Raw genomic sequence first — 14,677 nt, 5'->3', positions numbered from 1 at the left:
GGGGACTTTCAGGAAAGTGAACATCGTCAGCCCTTATGCGTATCGCTTTGGCAAACTGACGCTGACGCGCGTGCCATGAGTACAGGAAATAGCGAGGGTTCCGCCGAGCGCCGTCACACGTTCGCGCATGCCTGCCAGGCCAAAACCTTGCTGCCCCGAGTCGGGCGGCAGGCCGCTGCCATCATCTTCAATCACCAACATCAGCCGTTCGTCCTGCTGCCAGCCCTGAATCGTTACCGCGCTGGCGCTGGCATGCTTCACAATGTTGTTCAGCCCTTCCTGGCACACGCGAAATAGCGTAACGCGCTGGCTTTCACTCAGCTGCGGCTCGTCGATTTGCCAGTCGAGGTGGCTCACGATCCCACGGCCTTCCAGTTCCATTTCACGCATCAGCGAACGAATCGCCTGCTCCAGAGATAAATCATCCAACTGACGTGGACGCAGCCTTCCCAGCAGGCGGCGTACCGAATCATAAATCCCAAGGGATAACTGCTCGATGTGCGTCCCACCCAGCCTCACCCCTTCATTACCCGGCGCCAGGCGCTGCACAATACCCGCCTGGGTACGAATCGCAGTAATGGTCTGGCCGATGTCATCATGTAGTTCGCGCGCGACTTCTCGCCGCACGCTCTCTTCGGTTTCCAGCAGCCGTTCTGCAAGGCGGCGGTTGCGCGCAAGCTCAGTTTGCAGGGATTGATTAAGCTCACGCAGACGCTGGATCCCCGCCCCCAGCAGCAGCCCGGTCAGGCTTTGCGCCAGCAGTGAGAGCAGCAGATCCACCGGATGATCGTGCCAGGTTTGGCTGGCGATCAACGCAATCGCATTCATCAGCGTCGCGATCAACGCGCCCTGCCAGCCGTAGTGCCAGGCCAGGGCGATAATCGGCAGGGCCAGGCAGAATGGCGTAAAGCGAGACAGCTCGTCAGGTAACCCAAGCTGTAGCCACAGGCTGACCACAAACAGCAACAGGTACCAGATAAGGTGGCGGGCGCGCCAGTTTACCGGCTGTGAAACCAGTCCCGGCCCCAGCGGCTGCCAGACGGTGCTGGTGAGATAGTGCCAGATGACGAGGCAAGTTGGAGCCAGGGTTAGCCCGCCGGTCAGCGTTATCAGCAACGCGCTCAGCGTCTCCTGCCCTTGCCCGATCCACGGCAGCGACTGTAACAACGCAGCGGCAATTAGCGCCCCACCCTGACGGAGCAAGGTGCGCCAGTCACGTTGATGGCGGTAGCGGGAAATCAGCGCGACCGGCAGGAGGGTTAGTACGCCGCCAATCATTAACAACGGAAGATGTGCCAGCGCCACTTCCTGCGCCAGCCAGCCAAGCATCAGCCACTCCGCCCCGAGTAAGACGGGCCAGTAGCCGCGCGGGCATTGCAGCATCAACCCTAAACGCAGGCCGAAGGGAAAGAGCAGAACTGCCAGCTCGGGCCGTTCCACCAGGTGCAGGCTGATGCTCCACAGGCAAAACCACGCAGCAGAGAAGATAAAAAAGCTGGCGACCACGGAGATAAGCCGGGATAAAAAGGGTTGCATCACCATCCGTCGAACAGACGGTGAGCCAGCCCGACGTCGTTACTGACGCCGAGTTTTTCCATCAGATTGGCGCGATGGACGTGAACCGTCTTTGGTGACAGCCCAAGCTCAGTGGCGATCTCTTTGACTGCCATACCCTGTGCGAGTTTTTCCGCCACCTGGCGTTCGCGTTTGGTTAACGGGTCCTGCCGTCCGGCCGCCAGTTTGATGGCGATGTCCGACGTCAGATAGCAGCCGCCCGTCGCCACCGTATGAACGGCGGCAATCAGCTCATCCGGGCTACAGCGTTTTGACAGGAAGCCGCGCGCGCCGGCGTTTAAAGCCTGCTCCACCAGCGCCGGGCTGTCGTGCACCGACAGCATAATGGTCGCCATGCCTTTTGGCAGTTGCGCGAGCAGTTCCAGCCCGGAAATATCTGGCATCGAGATGTCGCAAATACACACCTGTACACCACGCCCTGGCAGTCCTGCCAACGCTTCGCGCCCGGAACAAAACTCAACCACAATCTGAAAATCCGGCTCCAACCCCAACAGCTGAGCAAAGCCGGAGCGGACGATAAGGTGGTCGTCAATAAGGGCGATGGTTACCATGATATTTTCCAGGAAGGTAAAAAACGCGCTTACCTTAGCGATAAGCGTGTTGCTGTTCAAGCCTTAAGCGATTGTAAGGGGAGACTCGTTGATCTCCGACAGGCGGATGTGTCGCAAAAGCTTTAGCTCTTGCGCTTTAAGCGGCGGGTACGCCGCTGTGAAAACGAAAATCGCTATCCGGGCTGCTAATTAACGCCGCTTCAACCTCGCCGAAGAAACGCACTCGGGAGCTGATATCCCCACCGGCGATCTTTTCCGCTAAAGCTAAATAGTCCTGGTAATGACGGGCTTCTGAACGCAACAGCGACAAATAGAATTTCTGTAGCTCATCATCCAGATGCGGCGCGAGTGCGGCAAAGCGCTCACATGAACGCGCCTCGATATACGCACCACAAATCAATTTATCCACCAACATCACCGGCTCGTGGGTCCGCGTTTCGCTCAGCAGCGCTTTGGCATAGCGGCTGGCGGTGATTTTCACATAGGGAATGTTGCGGGCGAGCATAATCTCGCGCACCTGCCAGAAGTGGTGCAGCTCCTCTTTAATCAACAACACCATGCTATCGATAAGTTGCTGGCCCCAAGCGTTCGCCGTTTTGGGCATCACGCTTTTGCTCAGGCTTTTATGCAGCGCGACAAAATCCGGTTCTCTGCCTTCACGGAAGGCGAAATCTTCGTAGGGCTTTAGCCAGTCGAGTAGCGCCTGGGCACTATTTTTATCCGCGACATATTTGCGAATCAAAAACATAGCCGTTTGCGCCGCTTTGAGTTCGCACACCAGATGGTCTGTCAGCAACAGTGGCAAATGCTCTGGCTGTCGGGCTTTTTCAATCCAGGCGTCAGGCGTTGGGCAATGCAGGAAATTGAGTACAGGAGAGAGGATTTGTGGGTAATTCATAATCGGTCGTTATTGATCCTTGATATGCAGCGGCATCGCGCCGCTGCATAGAAGAGATTAGTGGCGTACGCCGTCGTCGTCTTCATCGACTAAATCGTCGTCACCTTCATCGTCACCCTCTTCACCGTTCGGGTCTTCGAAGTAAGTGCCCCAACCGTCATAGTCCACACCGAATTTCTCGGCGAGGTTCAGCAGTTGTTCAACCTGCTCGTCCAGCAGTTCGGCTTTCAGCGCACATTCGCTCAGCACGTCACAGCAGATAACCGTGTCGCCCTCTTCCACTTCCAGCTCTTCTGGGTCAGTGACTTCGTAACCCATTTTGAATGCTTCAACAGCGGCTTTTTCAAGAGTTTCGAAATCGTCTGCGGAAAGGTGATGCTCGATAGTGTACAGCGCGTCAGGGTCGCTGCCGTCTTCCAATAATTCTTCAATAATCAAACGCGTCTCTTCGCGCTGCTCTTCCAGCAGTTCTGGATTTGCCATGGCCCTTTCCTCAATTTTGTAGACAGATACTTCTATTTTCACACACGGCTGAGTTTGCCTCCACCTTTCCCGATAAAGATTTTACTTTCGGGGTTGCAAATGAATATCTATACATATAAATTGAATTTGTATTCAATTGTCGGCTTATGCCATGAGAGGAAAATATGAGTCATTTCTATCAAAAGCATTTTCTAAAATTATTGGATTTCACCCCTGCACAACTTAAAGAATTGCTCGCCCTGTCTGCCAAACTGAAAAACGATAAGAATAAAGGCACTGAAATTCAGCATCTTACTGGTAAAAATATTGCGCTCATCTTCGAAAAAGACTCGACTCGTACGAGGTGCTCTTTCGAAGTTGCCGCATTTGACCAGGGGGCGCGAGTCACTTATCTCGGCCCAAGCGGAAGCCAAATTGGGCATAAAGAATCAATTAAGGATACTGCTCGCGTATTAGGCCGGATGTACGATGGCATTCAGTATCGCGGGTTTGGCCAGGAAATCGTTGAAACCCTGGCGCAGTATGCCGGCGTTCCTGTCTGGAACGGGCTGACCAATGAGTTTCACCCGACGCAATTACTGGCGGATTTGCTGACTATGCAAGAGCACATGCCAGGCAAAACCTTCCAGCAGATGACGCTGGTTTATGCTGGCGATGCGCGTAATAACATGGGCAATTCGATGCTGGAAGCTGCCGCGTTGACGGGGTTGAATTTGCGCCTGGTAGCGCCGAAGGCCTGTTGGCCGGATGAAAAACTGGTCACAGAATGCCAGGCTCAAGCAGAGCACAACGGTGGGAGCATCACCCTGACAGAAGATATTGCTGCGGGCGTAAAAGGTGCCGATTTCATTTATACCGATGTGTGGGTGTCGATGGGCGAGCCTAAAGAGATTTGGGCGGAGCGTATCAATCTGTTACGGGATTATCAGGTCAATCGCGCAATGCTGGCACTGACCGACAATCCTGACGTGAAATTCCTCCACTGTCTGCCAGCATTCCACGACGACCAAACGACGCTTGGCAAAAAAATGGCGGAACAATATGGCCTGCACGGTGGCATGGAAGTCACGGACGAGGTGTTTGAATCACCAAACAGCGTGGTTTTTGATCAGGCTGAAAACCGTATGCATACCATTAAAGCTGTGATGGTTGCGACGTTGGTTCAGAGTTGAGATGTTAATTGTCGGGTGACGCTGCGCCACCCGACATCTGAAGGATTACACCATCAACATCTTCACAACGACTTTACGTACTGGTGCGGGTTTGCCCACCGCGCACAGTGGCTTGTGAACTTCGCCCGGATAGAACACCACGAAATCCCCTTCATTTAAGATGACCGTCTTTTCCTGCACGCCTTCTGGCAGGAAGGCGATGTCTTTATCCGCCAACCAGTCAGTTTCAGGCGTACCCGCAGGCAGACAGCTAAACGTCATCCCTTCCTGGCCCCCCATCACAATCTGAATGTCCAGATAGCGCTGGTGGAATTCCGCAGGACGATCTTCGATAGACTGTGTGGAATCTTCAGAAACCAGCATAAACAGGCGATTGCCGTCGATATCATGCTTCCCAAGTGGCGTTTCTGGGGTGATGTGTTGTTTAACGTGTTCAATTGCCAGACGCAGCTCTTCCGGCAGCCAGGATTGCAAAGAGTGGATGTTGCCAATAATCATGATCGATACCTTTTTTTGAAACGATGTTTTATTATTGTATTTATACGAGCATTCAGCTTCTGCCGCTACGAATTTTTTATGAAAACCTGCGCTGCATCCTAAAAATGGTCGTAGCTTCGGGGTTGCTCGATTCGGCTGTTCTTTTTTATGCGGAATTTATCATTTTTTACTGTTTGCACAGCAAATCGTTAAGAGCCATAACCTGGAAAAACAGCAGATAAAAACCAGATAGAGATCAGCAAGCAGAGATATGCTTCATAAAATGAAGCCTGCACAGCATTAATTGCTAACATAATTTCAATGAATAAAAATGCAAAAACACATAATTTAAATGAATAATTATGAATACATAAAAAACCGCACCACTGAGACAAACTGTTAACAATAACCTCCCATCTTATTATCAACATCGAGGGGTTACGGGTATCATTTTCAAGAACTGGCGCGGGTATTCATGATGGCTTGCGACTATTTCGTTCATACTCTTCCTTCTTGTGATAATTACTTTACATTTCAACAACCCAGGCAAACGACATTTTATTCATTTGACATAAATAAAAACGATGTTTTGTTTTCCACATAAAAACCAATAGTGACCAATGTCACGGTTTTATATATTTCCCTGATTACAATAACCTCGATTTCCCACCATATAAGGAAATAGAAAATGGAAAACAATAATAAGTCCATGCCACATATCCGACGGGTTACGCATATTATGATGCTCATACACCGTAGCTGTTTTGATTTTCATCTTTTCAACTCTAAGTAAACTCCCCCCACGGCATCTGCTTATGCGGATACTCGTGCCTGCTAGTCACTAAACATCTGAAATCTCAGTAGTGTGCTGAAAAGCATGCTGTTATCTGTCATTTCACGTGCAGCACCTGACTATCCAAATTAGCATTTAAGCCAATCCGGTGAATCAATCACCTGGCATTTATTGGTTCATTTCAGTAATTCACTAATACGAATTATTGCGGGGAACTATTGCCTTAAAAAAAATAATAAGCATCGGGTTCCCTTGAGGGAATATCTGACGGCCATGCTATACCCAAATTTTACTTACTCAGAATACAAGAGACAAAAATCAAAATGGAAAAATTAAAAATAGCAGTTAGTACCAACACGACAGAATGCTTTAACACCGAGCGCGAAACTGTCGATATAACGAATACTAATTTTACTGATGTGTCAGCTGCCGTTATTTCCGTTAAAGATGCGACATCGGGTATGTTGAATACCATTGAACAAACTGGTTTCGGTATTCCAATCTTTGTCGCGGTTTGCTGCGAAGAAGAGCTGCCAGCAGAAGTGCTGCCTCGCGTAACTGGCGTGTTTGAACTGTGCGATGGAAATGTTGATTTCTACGGCAAACAACTGGAAGCCGCTGCGGTTAAATATGAGAAAGAAGTTCTGCCACCGTTCTTCGGCAGCCTGGTGGACTATGTGCAGCAGGGTAATGCCGCCTTCGACTGCCCAGGACACCAGGGTGGACAATTCTTCCGTCGTCACCCAGCCGGCCGCCAATTCTTTGATTACTTTGGTGAAACGTTATTCCGCTCTGACCTGTGTAACGCTGACGTTTCAATGGGTGATTTGCTGATCCACGAAGGCGCTCCGTGTACTGCTCAGATGCATGCGGCGAAAGTGTTTAACGCGGATAAAACCTACTTCGTATTAAACGGGACTTCATCTTCTAACAAAGTGGTATTGAACGCATTGTTAGCGCCGGGCGACCTGGTGCTATTTGACCGTAATAACCATAAATCCAACCACCACGGTGCATTGATTCAGGCAGGCGCGACTCCTGTCTATCTGGAAACAGCACGTAACCCGTTCGGTTTTATCGGCGGTATTGATGCTCACTGCTTTGAAGAAAAATATCTCCGTGATTTAGTCCGTGAAGTTGCGCCAAATCGAAGCGCTGAAAAGCGTCCGTTCCGTCTGGCTGTTATTCAACTGGGTACCTACGACGGTACGATTTATAACGCGCGTCAGGTTGTCGATAAGATTGGTCATCTTTGCGACTACATCCTGTTTGATTCTGCGTGGGTGGGTTACGAGCAATTCATTCCGATGATGAATGACTGTTCACCTCTGTTGCTTGAACTGAATGAAAATGATCCTGGTATTCTGGTGACGCAGTCAGTACATAAACAGCAGGCGGGCTTCTCTCAGACTTCGCAAATCCACAAAAAAGACAAACACATTAAAGGCCAATCTCGCTATGTAAATCATAAACGTATGAACAACGCGTTTATGATGCATGCCTCCACCAGCCCGTTCTACCCGCTGTTTGCAGCCCTTGACGTTAACGCCAAAATGCATGAAGGCGAAAGCGGTAAGCGTATGTGGATGGACTGCGTAAAAGTGGGGATTGAGACTCGTAAGCTGCTGTTAAAACTCTGCAAACATATCCGTCCGTTCGTGCCGGAAACCATCGATGGCCGTAAGTGGGAAGATTTTGATACTGAAACCATGGCAAACGACCTGCGTTTCTTCAACTTCATTCCAGGTGAACGCTGGCACTCATTTGATAATTACGCAGAGCATCAATACTTCGTTGACCCATGCAAACTGATGCTGACCACTCCAGGTATTAATGTTCAGACCGGTGAATACGACAGCTTCGGCGTGCCTGCGACTATCCTTGCCAACTTCCTGCGTGAGAACGGCATCGTACCGGAGAAATGTGACCTCAACTCCATTCTGTTCCTGATGACGCCTGCCGAAGACATGGCGAAGATGCAGCATCTTGTTGCCCAAATTGCTCGTTTTGAACGCCTGATCGAAGAAGATGCTCCGTTGTCTGAAGTGCTGCCATCTATCTACAAAACCTACGAAGAACGTTACGAAGGCTACACCATCCGTCAGCTGTGTCAGGAAATGCATGACTTGTACGTCAGCCATAACGTGAAGCAGTTGCAAAAAGAGATGTTCCGTAAAGATCACTTCCCGAAAGTGGTGATGAATCCTCAAGAGGCAAACATTGAGTTTGTACGCGGTAACGTTGAATTAGTGGCGTTATCTCAGGTTGAAGGTCGTATCGCTGCTGAAGGTGCTCTGCCATATCCTCCGGGTGTTTTATGTGTTGTTCCGGGCGAGATCTGGGGCGGTTCTGTGCAGCGTTATTTCCTGGCACTGGAAGAAGGGATCAATCTGTTACCAGGCTTTGCGCCTGAATTACAGGGTGTCTATATCAAGCAGGATGACGATCGTAAAAAACGCGCTTATGGCTATGTTATTAAACAATAAATCTGAAGTCAGCAAACGTCAGGGTCACTGGCAAAAACTGATTTTCCCATAAAAAGAAACAGTGAAGAACCGTGATGAACGGTTCTTCACATCACAATGTTTATATACCCAAAATAATTCGAGTTGCATTGAGGCGGCAAGAGAATGAATCCCGATGAGCTTACAAAAGTAAGTGATTTGGGTGAGTGAACGCAGCCAACAAAGATGCAACTTGAAGTATGAAGGGTAAAGAAGGAACAGATTATGAGTAAGTCTAAGGGCAACAACAAAATGGGTGTGGTTCAGCTCACCATTTTGACCGCGGTAAACATGATGGGATCAGGGATCATCATGTTGCCAACCAAATTAGCGGAAGTGGGTACACTTTCCATCGTTTCGTGGTTAGTCACAGCATTGGGCTCTATGGCCCTGGCTTACGCATTTGCTAAATGTGGGATGTTCAGCCGCAAATCAGGCGGTATGGGCGGTTATGCAGAATATGCCTTCGGCAAATCTGGCAACTTTATGGCGAACTACACCTATGGGGTTTCTCTGCTCATTGCGAACGTTGCGATTGCCATTTCCGCAGTGGGTTACGGTACAGAATTGTTGAATGCCACGTTATCGCCAATCGGGATTTGTCTCGCAACAATCGCGGTGTTGTGGATTGCGACAGTCGCAAACTTCGGCGGTGCACGCATTACCGGACGCATTAGTGGTGTGACGGTATGGGGTGTAATTATTCCTGTTGTGGGCATTTCAATCATTGGTTGGTTCTGGTTCAGCCCAACGATGTATGTTGAGTCATGGAACCCGCATCATCTTCCTGTTTTTGAAGCCATCGGTTCTTCTATCGCCATGACACTGTGGGCATTCTTAGGTTTAGAATCTGCCTGTGCAAACACCGATGTTGTTGAAAACCCAGAGCGTAACGTTCCTATCGCCGTATTAGGCGGAACACTGGGCGCTGCGGTTATCTATATTGTTTCCACTAACGTTATCGCCGGTATCGTTCCAAATATGGATCTGGCCAATTCAACCGCGCCGTTTGGTTTAGCCTTTGCTCAGATGTTTACCCCAACAGTGGGTAAAATCATCATGGCATTGATGATTATGTCCTGCGTAGGTTCGCTGTTGGGCTGGCAGTTCACGATTGCTCAGGTATTCAAATCCTCTGCAGACGAAGGTTATTTCCCGAAAATTTTCTCTAAACTGACCAAAGCCGAAGCACCAGTGAAAGGGATGATCGTTATCGTTATCATCCAGTCTGTATTGTCTTTGATGACCATCAGCCCATCACTGAACAAGCAGTTCAACGTGTTGGTTAACCTGGCCGTTGTGACCAATATTATCCCTTACATCCTGTCGATGGCGGCGTTGGTTATTATCCAGAAAGTGGCGAAAGTGGATCCGAGCAAAGCCCGTTTGGCCAACATCTTTGCGTTTATTGGCGCAATGTATAGTTTCTACGCACTGTATTCATCCGGTGAAGAAGCGATGATGTATGGTGCCATCGTGACCTTCCTGGGCTGGACGCTGTATGGCCTGATCTCTCCACGCTTCGAACTGCGTGAGAAGAAAGTCTGATTAAGCCAATTCGGGGCATTCGAAATATGAATGCCCCACTGCAACCGATTGCTAATGGCGAAACCAGGTGAATTATTCGCTTGAAGTGTCCTCTTACACGCGTATAATGCGCCACAATTTGCCGGGAGGAAGCATGGTCCAGTGTGTTCAAAAAATTGCCACACCACGTCGTCTAAAAGACGGCGCTAACCTGTTTTTCTTTCCGTTGCTTCAATCAATTCCAAAGGCCCCTCATTGAGGGGCCTTTTTTTTTGCCCGACGCCCGAGAACAGGAGATAACCATGGCTAACCCCCTATATCAAAAACATATCATTTCCATAAACGATCTCAGTCGTGAAGAGCTTGAACTGGTGCTCTCAACTGCGGCAAAACTGAAAGCCCACCCGCAGCCGGAACTGTTAAAGCACATCGTTGTTGCCAGCTGTTTCTTTGAAGCATCAACGCGCACACGTCTGTCTTTTGAAACCGCTGTTCATCGCCTGGGTGCGTCAGTGGTCGGGTTCTCAGACAGCAGCAATACCTCACTAGGTAAAAAAGGCGAAACGCTGGCCGATACCATTTCGGTCATCAGCACTTACGTTGACGCCATCGTCATGCGCCACCCGCAAGAAGGGGCGGCGCGCCTGGCAACTGAATTCTCGGGCAATGTACCGGTACTGAATGCGGGTGACGGTGCCAACCAGCATCCGACTCAAACGCTGTTGGATATGTTTACCATCCAGGAAACGCAGGGGCGTCTGGAAAACCTGAATATCGCGATGGTGGGTGACCTGAAATATGGCCGCACCGTGCACTCTCTGGCGCAGGCGCTGGCGAAATTTGAAGGCAACCGCTTCTACTTCATCGCACCTAATGCGCTGGCGATGCCGAAGTACATTCTCGATATGCTGGATGAAAAAGGGATTGCCTGGAGCTGCCACGAAGCTATCGACGATGTCGTTGCCGACCTGGATATTCTGTACATGACGCGCGTACAGAAAGAGCGTCTTGACCCGTCGGAATACGCCAACGTGAAGGCGCAGTTTGTTCTGCGTGCTGCCGATCTCGTCGATGCGCGCAAAAATATGAAAGTCCTGCACCCGCTGCCACGCGTTGATGAAATAACCACTGATGTCGACAAAACGTCTCACGCCTGGTATTTCCAGCAAGCAGGCAACGGTATCTATGCTCGCCAGGCACTGCTGGCGTTAGTTTTGAATCCTGAACTGGTTTGAGTAAGAGGAAGATTAAGATGACACACGACAACAAATTACAAGTTGAAGCGATTAAACGCGGCACGGTTATCGATCATATTCCTGCTCAGGTGGGCTTTAAGCTGCTGACCCTGTTCCAGTTAACGGAAACCGAACAGCGCATCACTATCGGCCTGAACTTACCGTCACGCGAACAAGGTCGTAAAGATCTTATCAAAATCGAAAATACCTTCCTGACCGACGAGCAAGTTAACCAGTTGGCGCTGTACGCACCGCACGCAACCGTCAACCGTATTGATGAGTACGAAGTGGTCGGCAAAAGCAAACCAAGCCTGCCTTCACGCATTGATAAAGTGCTGGTCTGCCCAAATACCAACTGCATCAGCCGCAGCGAACCTGTTCATTCTTCATTCGCAGTGAAAAAACGCGACGAAAGTATCAGCCTCAAATGCAAATATTGTGAGAAGGAGTTCGCACATTACGTTGTGCTGGCTGATTAATCATTGCCGGGATAGTTCTCGTCCTTATAATGAACGGGAGCTTTTCCACTACCATCAACAATACCTATAGATTTCGAGTTGCAGGTATTTATAAGGAATGAAAATGTCTTCTCGTACTATCAGCACCGAAAACGCGCCAGCAGCTATCGGCCCATACGTTCAGGGCGTTGACCTTGGCAGCATGATCATCACTTCCGGCCAGATCCCGGTTAACCCGAAAACGGGCACCGTGCCAGAAGATGTGGCGGCACAAGCACGTCAGTCTCTGGAAAACGTGCAAGCCATCGTTGAAGCGGCTGGCCTGAAAGTGGGCGATATCGTTAAAACGACGGTTTTCGTTAAAGACCTGAACGACTTCGCAACCGTGAATGCGACTTACGAAGCCTTCTTTACTGAGCACAAAGCGACTTTCCCAGCGCGTTCTTGCGTAGAAGTGGCTCGTCTGCCAAAAGATGTGAAAATTGAAATCGAAGCGATTGCTATCCGCCGCTAACGATTAAGATGTAGTGGCGGGTGAATCAAACCAACCCGCCCTACAAATACCGCTTTACTTCACACACGCCCGCAAGAGTTTCTGCAACGGATAAACCGCCGCAATCACGACTTCATCCTGTGTTTGTGCTGCGTCATCAAGCTGTTTTTGAATCGCATGAGATTCGTCCGCACTCAACGTTCCCTGTTTCGCCACCAGATCCGTTAACCGCAGCCCCATTCCCGCGAGTTTATCGACATTCTCAGCCACCGGTTTTAATGCCTTGAGCTGATAATTCCCGTCGATAAGTTCCAGCACATCTGAGGTGTTACTTTGCCAGCGCGCAAAGGTATGGCGCAGAGAATCCGCGCTGTTACCGTCTTCTGGATCGGCGATGAGCTTATCGACCCAGCGATCCAGCGCCCGCACCTGCGTACTTTCTGCACCTAACGCATCCGCAAAACGGTTTAGCGGTTCGAAGTGATGGTAATTTCCCGCCTGGAATTTCAGATGCTGGCGCGTGTAGTACTGCGCGGGTTCAACGGCCTGAGCCAAAATTTGTAGCGGCATAATGTCCGGCGTGCCCGCAAGGCGCGTCAACTGTTGAGCGGCCGCCGTGTGCTGCTGCAAACCAACAGATACGCTCGACCAGGCGTCTATCGCCTGCAAACGCTGGTACATGTTATCGATGTCTTTCACATCTTCCGCCGACCAGAAACGTTCTGCCACCGCAAACGTTCGCGGCCACAGTTTGATATCCAGCAATGGCGATATCACGTTTTCAGCCCAAAGTGCCGCTTCGCCGCCGAGAATATTACTCATCTGTTCAGGCGTTGGTACCACCGGTTGGACGCCATCCGGGATATTATCCAGTTTCTGACCGGTAGCCGGATAACGCACGTTGCCCACCAGCAAATAACCGCTCAATTTATCCTTATCAAGGGTGAGTACCGGACGCGTTTCCCCCATCCAGGTATCAACGGTAAAGGTCACTTGAGTCGGACTTAACCACTCAATATCACGCACCGCACGACGGGATTTTCCTTTGAAGTCGATGAATCCACGCCACGCCGCTTTGCTGCTCACGAGTGTAAAACTGCCTTCTACTGCTTTGCCTTTCAGACGCGGCATACTGAAGAACCAACTCTGCGCGCTATCTGCATCGGTAATATTATCGATGCCATTGAGCCCTTGCGGCAGGATCTCATTGCGGTAGTGGTAGGCGGTCGATTGCGGCTGATCAACGTAAAATCCGGTAGAGAGGATGCCTTTATAACCGTTCGCCGCAACCGCCCCTAAAGCGTCCTGCCCTTGCCAGGATTGGATCAGGATATTTTTCGGTAATTCAGGGTGATAGATCTCATCCCACCCCATCATCTGGCGATGATGTTTTTCGAGAATTTTTTCCAGCCGCTGGTTGAAGTAAGTCTGCAAGGCGTGGGTGTCAGCCAGGTTATGCTGCTTCATAAACGCCTGAATTTGTGGCGATGCAGCCCATTGCGAATCATCAACTTCGTCACCGCCAATATGCAAATAGCTGTCCGGGAAAATAGCGGTCAGCTCGCCAATCAGCGTATCAACAAATTTATAGGCGGCTTCGTTGGTTGGGTTAAGCAGCGGTTTTAACACGCCCCAATGGCGTTCCATTTGATACGGCCCCGGCGCACTCATCAATTCTGGATAAGCCACCGCAATAGCGGAAGCGTGGCCCGGCAAGTCCATTTCTGGCACCACGCGAATCCCCAGTGAAGTGGCATAGCGCACCACTTCTTTCATCTGCGCCTGGGTGTAAAAATCCCCGTCACTGGCCAGTTGCTGCAATTTTGGATACGCGGTGGACGCAAAGCGCCAGCCCTGGTCGTCCGTCAAATGCCAGTGAAAGACGTTCATTTTGGCGGCTGCCATGCCGTCTAACTGACGCAGAATATCTTTGATGGGCATGAAATGGCGCGCGGAATCGACTAACAAGCCACGCCACGGGAAACGCGGTTTATCTTTGATGACGACAAACGGAATCGCGGTATTTTCCGGGCCGTTCTGAATCAGCTGTAACAGGGTTTCCATGCCGCGCATAGCACCAAAACGCGTGTTTGCCGTGAGCTTCACGCCTTCTGCGGTAACACTTAGTTCGTAGCTTTCATCGCTGTCGAGTTTCGGTAAAGGGGCAACGGCTGTTTTGATTTGGATATCAATGGTGGGTTTGTCAGGATTGGCCTGTGCTGGTTGCAGTTGCCAGCCGGTCTGTTGGGAAATACGCTGACGCCAGCGCTCTGTGGCATGGGTAAGTTTATCGCCGCTAATTTTGATGGAGATGGCGTTATCCAGTACCAGCGATCCTTCCGCTGCCGGGCGGTCAACCTGCTGCGGCCAGGGCATTAACGGCAGATCGCCTGCCGGTGCAGCCCAGGCCTGGCAAGTTGCCGCGATGCAACCAGCCAGCAAGCTCAAACGTATTGATTTAAACATGAATATTCCTTTAACAGTGACGGGCCAGAAAACAGCAAAACACTC

13 protein-coding genes are annotated in these 14,677 nt (G+C 50.3%); 7 read left to right on the top strand and 6 right to left on the bottom strand.

Annotated features, from left to right (window positions below; all coding sequences use genetic code 11):
• Positions 1–33: 33 nt before the first annotated feature.
• From uhpB to rraB, 4 genes are all read right to left on the bottom strand, one after another.
• The gene (gene uhpB / locus RHD99_RS02700; RefSeq protein ID WP_309877351.1) at positions 34–1,536 is read right to left on the bottom strand and encodes a signal transduction histidine-protein kinase/phosphatase UhpB; all 1,503 of its coding nucleotides are present in this window, start codon (positions 1,534–1,536) and stop codon (positions 34–36) included.
• Positions 1,536–2,126, bottom strand: coding sequence for a response regulator transcription factor UhpA (gene uhpA, locus RHD99_RS02695; protein WP_309877350.1), 591 nt, complete (start codon positions 2,124–2,126; stop codon positions 1,536–1,538). The genes uhpB and uhpA overlap by 1 nt, the downstream gene beginning before the upstream one ends.
• A gap of 136 nt (positions 2,127–2,262) precedes the next feature.
• A complete protein-coding gene (gene miaE / locus RHD99_RS02690; protein WP_183270755.1) occupies positions 2,263–3,024 on the bottom strand; it encodes a tRNA isopentenyl-2-thiomethyl-A-37 hydroxylase MiaE in 762 nt (253 codons plus the stop codon).
• A 57-nt stretch (positions 3,025–3,081) separates the two neighbouring features.
• A complete protein-coding gene (gene rraB, locus RHD99_RS02685; RefSeq protein WP_183270756.1) occupies positions 3,082–3,507 on the bottom strand; it encodes a ribonuclease E inhibitor RraB in 426 nt (141 codons plus the stop codon).
• A 164-nt stretch (positions 3,508–3,671) separates the two neighbouring features.
• On the opposite strand from rraB, the gene argF reads away from it, so the two are divergent.
• Entirely contained in the window at positions 3,672–4,679 is a 1,008-nt protein-coding gene (gene argF / locus RHD99_RS02680) for an ornithine carbamoyltransferase (protein WP_309877349.1), read from the top strand.
• 45 nt (positions 4,680–4,724) lie between these two features.
• Here argF and RHD99_RS02675 read toward each other — a convergent pair whose 3' ends face one another.
• Complete coding sequence (locus RHD99_RS02675) at positions 4,725–5,177, bottom strand: YhcH/YjgK/YiaL family protein (RefSeq protein WP_309877348.1); 453 nt, start codon at positions 5,175–5,177, stop codon at positions 4,725–4,727.
• A gap of 667 nt (positions 5,178–5,844) precedes the next feature.
• On the opposite strand from RHD99_RS02675, the gene speFL reads away from it, so the two are divergent.
• The 6 genes from speFL to ridA all read left to right on the top strand — a co-directional run bounded on the left by speFL (position 5,845) and on the right by ridA (position 12,187).
• Positions 5,845–5,949: a leader peptide SpeFL gene (gene speFL / locus RHD99_RS02670; protein WP_121814831.1), complete on the top strand. Its 105-nt coding sequence runs from the start codon at positions 5,845–5,847 to the stop codon at positions 5,947–5,949.
• 323 nt (positions 5,950–6,272) lie between these two features.
• Positions 6,273–8,435 (top strand): ornithine decarboxylase SpeF, encoded by a 2,163-nt coding sequence (gene speF / locus RHD99_RS02665; RefSeq protein WP_183270759.1) that lies wholly within the window; start codon positions 6,273–6,275, stop codon positions 8,433–8,435.
• A gap of 243 nt (positions 8,436–8,678) precedes the next feature.
• Positions 8,679–10,001 (top strand): putrescine-ornithine antiporter, encoded by a 1,323-nt coding sequence (gene potE, locus RHD99_RS02660; protein WP_309877347.1) that lies wholly within the window; start codon positions 8,679–8,681, stop codon positions 9,999–10,001.
• A 281-nt stretch (positions 10,002–10,282) separates the two neighbouring features.
• Positions 10,283–11,215 (top strand): aspartate carbamoyltransferase, encoded by a 933-nt coding sequence (gene pyrB / locus RHD99_RS02655; protein ID WP_183270761.1) that lies wholly within the window; start codon positions 10,283–10,285, stop codon positions 11,213–11,215.
• Between the two features lie 17 nt (positions 11,216–11,232).
• Entirely contained in the window at positions 11,233–11,694 is a 462-nt protein-coding gene (gene pyrI, locus RHD99_RS02650; protein WP_183270762.1) for an aspartate carbamoyltransferase regulatory subunit, read from the top strand.
• A gap of 103 nt (positions 11,695–11,797) precedes the next feature.
• The gene (gene ridA, locus RHD99_RS02645; RefSeq protein WP_309877346.1) at positions 11,798–12,187 is read left to right on the top strand and encodes a 2-iminobutanoate/2-iminopropanoate deaminase; all 390 of its coding nucleotides are present in this window, start codon (positions 11,798–11,800) and stop codon (positions 12,185–12,187) included.
• A 54-nt stretch (positions 12,188–12,241) separates the two neighbouring features.
• Here the strand turns inward: ridA and RHD99_RS02640 are convergent, their stop codons facing one another.
• Positions 12,242–14,632, bottom strand: a complete 2,391-nt coding sequence (locus tag RHD99_RS02640; RefSeq protein ID WP_309877345.1) for a beta-N-acetylhexosaminidase — start codon at positions 14,630–14,632, stop codon at positions 12,242–12,244.
• Positions 14,633–14,677: the final 45 nt, after the last annotated feature.

It is taken from the genome of Buttiauxella selenatireducens (assembly GCF_031432975.1).
GTDB classification, from domain to species: domain Bacteria; phylum Pseudomonadota; class Gammaproteobacteria; order Enterobacterales; family Enterobacteriaceae; genus Buttiauxella; species Buttiauxella selenatireducens.
The sequence above is the reverse complement of the archived record's forward strand: the minus strand, read 5'-3'. Positions and strand labels throughout refer to the sequence as shown.